Origin of the sequence: Corynebacterium sp. (assembly GCF_043426755.1) — a bacterium.
GTDB lineage: Bacteria > Actinomycetota > Actinomycetes > Mycobacteriales > Mycobacteriaceae > Corynebacterium.
On record NZ_JBHWRP010000013.1, the window covers coordinates 1 to 4,678 of the forward strand.

A 4,678-nucleotide genomic window follows, 5' to 3' on the forward strand; every position below is an offset into this window, starting at 1 on the left:
CGTGAGGGCACCGCTTTGCCCATCCAGCACACCGCCGGGCTATGGGGCGGCACCTCCCATGAGTGGGTTGCCCCCGAGGTCAAAGAAGACACTGAAACGTACGCCCAGCTCACCGGCACTTACCCCGATGGTACAACGACCACTGAGCGCATCCCCGTACTCATCCTGAACAAGGACGCGGACAAGGTCACGCCCACCTTTAGCCAACCTGAGCCTGTGCGCGAGGGTCTTGAGGTGACCGCCAAGCTGACCAATGGCCACGAAATTCCGCGGGGCACCCGCATCGAACCTAATCAAGGTGCACGAATCGCCCAGGACGGGACCGTGACGTGGCGGACGCCGAGCGTCGATAAGGACCAAGATCTTAAAATCACGGTGACGTTCACCTACCCGGACAAGTCCTCCAACACGGCGACCATCACCGTCCCTGTGCGCGATAGCCTGTCCGATCAGCACGAACCCGCCAAGCTCAACAAGCAATTTGAGGTGCGTGAGGGTCAGAAAACCACCATTGACCTAGCCCCCATCATTGCGGGATTGCCGGAAGGCACGAAGGTTTCGTCGACAAGCGGGCAGGTATCCGGCACCACGCTGACCTATACTGGCGAATCCGTCAATGCCGATACCGTGCTGGACGTGCCCATCATCGTCACCTATCCGGACGAATCGACCGACACCACGAGCGTATCCGTGCTGGTCACCGATCAGCAGTCGGATCAGTTCAAAGTGACCTACCCGTCCACGACCGTCAATGAGAACGGCACGGCGACGATCAGCCCAGAGTTCAGCCAACCGCTGCCTTCCGGCACCCGCTTTTCGCTTGCCGACGATCGCGCCGGCGTGTCGATCGACTCCACAACAGGCGAGGTGACGTACACGGTGGGCGAACTCAACGGCAATGATCGGGTCACCCTGCCGATCGATGTGACCTACCCCGATAAGTCGACCAGCCGGGTCAGCGCAACGGTGCAGCTGAACGATCTGACCCCGCCGGCAAACGCAGGTTCCTCCGGCGCCGGTGGAATCATTGGCGGCCTTGTCGCTGCGATCGCTGTCCTCGCCGCCTTGGTCGGCCTCGCCCAGCAGCTGGGTCTGGTGAATTTGTTCTAACCCAGTGTGTCACGCTTCCCCACCCCCATATGTGGGGAAGCGCATACTTAGCAGTGACCTAAACCACTAACCTTGGATCATATATTAGTTTGACTATATGCGTATTTAACCTAGATCTGAGGTTTCATGGATCAGTTTGATCAAGTCATTGAATCCGTTGTCGGCCCTGTAGCCGATGTGCTCTCCGCGATCGTTTTCGCGGAGATTCCCATTTTCGGAGGCATTCCCCTCATCGTGCTGTGGCTGATGGCCGCAGCGATCTTCCTCACCGTCTGGCTGAAGTTCCAGCCCATCACGGGTGCCCGGCACTCCCTCAGGGTGATTACCGGCAAGTTCACCCGCAAGACTGACCCAGGTGAGATCTCTAGTTTCCAGGCGCTGGCCACAGAGCTGTCCGGCACCATCGGCCTGGGCAATATCGCCGGCGTGGCGGTTGCAGTCTCGGTTGGCGGGCCGGGTGCGGCACTATGGATCGCTGCCTTCGGACTTCTGGGCATGAGCGTGAAGATGGCAGAGGCCACCCTCGGTGTGATGTTCCGCCGCGTCAATGAAGACGGCACCATCTCCGGCGGCCCCATGTACTACCTGCGCGACGGCCTGAAGTCCATCGGCTGGAAGAAAACGGGTGGCGTATTGGCATGGCTCTACGCTCTATTCACTCTGCTCGGTGTGTACGGCGCTGACTTGTTCCAGTCCAACCAGGTGGCGGCAATCCTCTCCTCGTCGTTAGGTAATGAGTTCCTAGAGAACAACAACTGGCTCCTCGGCCTGATCATCGCGGTCCTGGTTGGCTTGGTCATCATCGGAGGCGTGACCTCCATCGGTAAGTGGACGTCGCGCATCACCCCGGCGATGGCCTTGCTCTACCTGGTTTCGGTGCTGGCGGTGATCGTCGTCAATATTGATCAGCTCGGTGCCGCACTTGGCTCCATGGTCACAGGCGTCTTTTCACCGGAGGGCGTTGCAGGCGGCGCGATTGGTGTGGCGGTAATCGGCATCCAGCGTTCCTTGTTCTCTAACGCGGCTGGCGTGGGTACTGCAGGCTTTGCGCACTCGGCGTCGAAGACTCGTCGTCCCGCGTCCGAGGGTTTCAACGCTATGTGGGGACCATTCTTCGACTCCGTGGTGGTGTGCATGCTCACCGCTACCGCGATCGTGATTACCGGCGTCCATGAAACTGCCGGCGCAGACGTGGAAGGTGTCACGCTAACGGCATCCGCTTTCGCCACTGTTGCATCGTGGTTCCCGTACCTGCTGACCGTCGCAGTCACCCTGTTCGGGTTCTCCACCGTCTTGGCCTACGCCTACTACTTTGAGCAGGCTGGTGTGTACATCTTCGGCGATTCCCCAGCTACCCGCTGGACCTTGAAGGCGATCTGGGTGATCGGCCCGGTCATCGGCGCCTCGGCTTCGCTGAACGCCGTGATCACATTCGCCGATGCTTCCTTCTTCCTCATGGCCATCCCCAACCTGCTGGGCATCTACTTCCTAGCCAACGTTTTACGCCGCGAGATCCTCTCCTACCGCGAGGCCGTCAGCGGCGGGCATATCGACGAAGCCCATGAGCAACTACAAGTGGGGATGGGCGATCACGAGCCTTCCCCCGAGGACGAAGAACTTGCTGCAGCCATCGACGCGCAGGGTATCGACGATGGCCCCTACGCCCCCCAAGGCCCCCGTCACGGTATCGACGAGTCGATCTTCCTCAACTCCAGCGACTCCCCCGATACAGACGCCGGTGGCTCCACCGCGAGAACGCCTTAGATCTTCTTTGCCAAGTCCCTGACGCGTTCGAGTGTGTCATTCATGATTTCGTCGGCACGATGAGGCTCATGATCAAGCCCTTCGGCGATGACGGACGAGACCTCGCAGCCCAGGAATGCGCCAATCTGCTTGATGTACTGGGCGGCGGGGTCATTGCCGCCAAAATGCCCGCCCGATGCCTGCAGATGGACCAACTTCTTGCCCTGGACCAGACCTTCTGCGGCGCCGGTGTCGGTATAGCGGAATGTCACGCCGGAGCGGCAGATCGTGTCCACCCATGCCTTCAGGCGAGTGGGGATGGACAGGTTCCATAGCGGGTTCGCTACGACCACCAGGTCAGCGTTGAGGAACTGGTCGGTGTAGTTGTCATACAAGGTCAGCTTGGCCTGCTGCTGTTGGGTGAGGTGGGCGAAGTGCTCGCCCCCAGCGAGCGCCTCCCAGCCGGACAGCAAATCCATATCGATCTCTGGGATTGCCACTTCATAGAGGCGCAGTTCTTCGACTCGTGCATCGGGGTGTGTTTCCTTGAATGCATCCCGGAACGTGTCCGCCATGGTCATCGACCGAGATTTGTTGGACTCCAGTGGGTGCGCGCGGACAATCAGAACTCTCACGAAAATACCTTTCATATAGATCTATGGTTTCGGAAATTTGAAACGTACAGTATGTACAGATCCACCGTAGCGAGGACTTGCCTACTCCGCTGGACGCGTCGATGAGCAACAAAATACCCCGCCAGACTGAATCTGACGGGGCACATATCGAGGGGCAATTGCCTAGTTGCGACTTGCTACCCTCTCCTCTTCCAGCTTGCGCTGGTTAGCGGTTCCAGGGTTAGCATCGTTAGCCACCATGACGGCCAACACGATGCCGACGATGGTCTGGATAATGGTGAAGATGGTGTTCCAGCCCACCTGACCAGTTTGCATATTGTGGAAGGCTGCAAAAACACCCATCAGGATACCGATGAGGGCGAAGATGAGAATGACTTGGCGGGTACGTGACATAACAATTCCTCCAAAGATTCGACGCAATCAGCTCTTATGTGCCATTATAGCCACAAAAGCATCTTACTGTTGCCTGTTTCACCTATCGACCCTTTGAAACGATCCCGTCACTGTTGGTCTGATCATTCCACTCGCCAACTGAAGGTAAGTCAGAATTTTGGAACCAGTACCGGACGCAAGAAATAATAGAAACAAAATTCAAGCTCGAAACAAACCCAGAGCAGTTCACTCGGCCAGGTTGGCTGGAGCGTGACAGACCTTTTTGCAGTGGCAGAATTTTTTAACGTTGATGTTGCTGATCTTCTCCCCCGGACAGTCAGCCACGACGAAAAAAGCCCCTCTCCCGAAGGAGAGGGGCTGAAGATGGTAGCGGGGGCAGGATTCGAACCTACGACCTCTGGGTCATTAGCCTCCATAACCCTCATGGGTTGGAAGCTCCGCCGAAATTTTTTTTACCACTTTAACCGTATTGCTGGCTCTCCGGCTAACCGTATTGCCGTATTGCCGGGTTGCCATGCATACGGTTCCCCGCATGGAACGTTGGGTATGACTCGATCATGCTCCACTCAGATCGACCCAATGCCTTACCAACCCCTCCCGGATGGCGGGACCCCCTGCGAAGATTCGAACTCCATCTCGCAGCTCTCAATAGATCCCACCGCACGATCACCACGAGGCTCACACACCTGGCAACCGCCGCACGAGCACTCGGCACAGCATCCCCAAGTGAGGTGACCAGTGAAGACTTGGAAGTGTGGTGCGGATCAGCTCAATGGGCTCCCGAAACGCGACATGCC

The 4,678-nt window shown here is 58.0% G+C and carries 4 protein-coding genes; 2 read left to right on the plus strand and 2 right to left on the minus strand.

Annotated features, from left to right (window positions below; translation table 11 throughout):
• Together ACHFGA_RS01445 and ACHFGA_RS01450 are read left to right on the plus strand one after the other, a co-directional pair.
• The coding region (locus tag ACHFGA_RS01445; protein WP_394280698.1) for a Rib/alpha-like domain-containing protein at window positions 1-1,110 on the plus strand (1,110 nt) is incomplete at its 5' end.
• Window positions 1,111-1,236: 126 nt separating this feature from the next.
• On the plus strand, window positions 1,237-2,874 hold the full coding sequence (locus ACHFGA_RS01450) for an alanine/glycine:cation symporter family protein (RefSeq protein ID WP_394280699.1): 1,638 nt from the start codon (window positions 1,237-1,239) through the stop codon (window positions 2,872-2,874).
• On the opposite strand, the gene ACHFGA_RS01455 is transcribed toward ACHFGA_RS01450, so the two are convergent.
• Both ACHFGA_RS01455 and ACHFGA_RS01460 read right to left on the minus strand, forming a co-directional pair.
• Window positions 2,871-3,488 carry an FMN-dependent NADH-azoreductase gene (locus ACHFGA_RS01455; protein WP_026254328.1) on the minus strand — a complete coding sequence of 206 codons (618 nt, stop codon included), beginning with the start codon at window positions 3,486-3,488 and terminating at the stop codon, window positions 2,871-2,873. The genes ACHFGA_RS01450 and ACHFGA_RS01455 overlap by 4 nt on opposite strands.
• A 162-nt stretch (window positions 3,489-3,650) precedes the next feature.
• Window positions 3,651-3,881 (minus strand): hypothetical protein, encoded by a 231-nt coding sequence (locus ACHFGA_RS01460; protein WP_018581496.1) that lies wholly within the window; start codon window positions 3,879-3,881, stop codon window positions 3,651-3,653.
• Between the last annotated feature and the right edge of the window lie 797 nt (window positions 3,882-4,678).

Bases quoted from the DNA above. Each gene is read 5' to 3' on its own strand.
- ACHFGA_RS01460 (WP_018581496.1), bottom strand. From the start codon at position 3,881: ATGTCACGTACCCGCCAAGTCATTCTCATCTTCGCCCTCATCGGTATC.
- ACHFGA_RS01450 (WP_394280699.1), top strand. From the start codon at position 1,237: ATGGATCAGTTTGATCAAGTCATTGAATCCGTTGTCGGCCCTGTAGCC.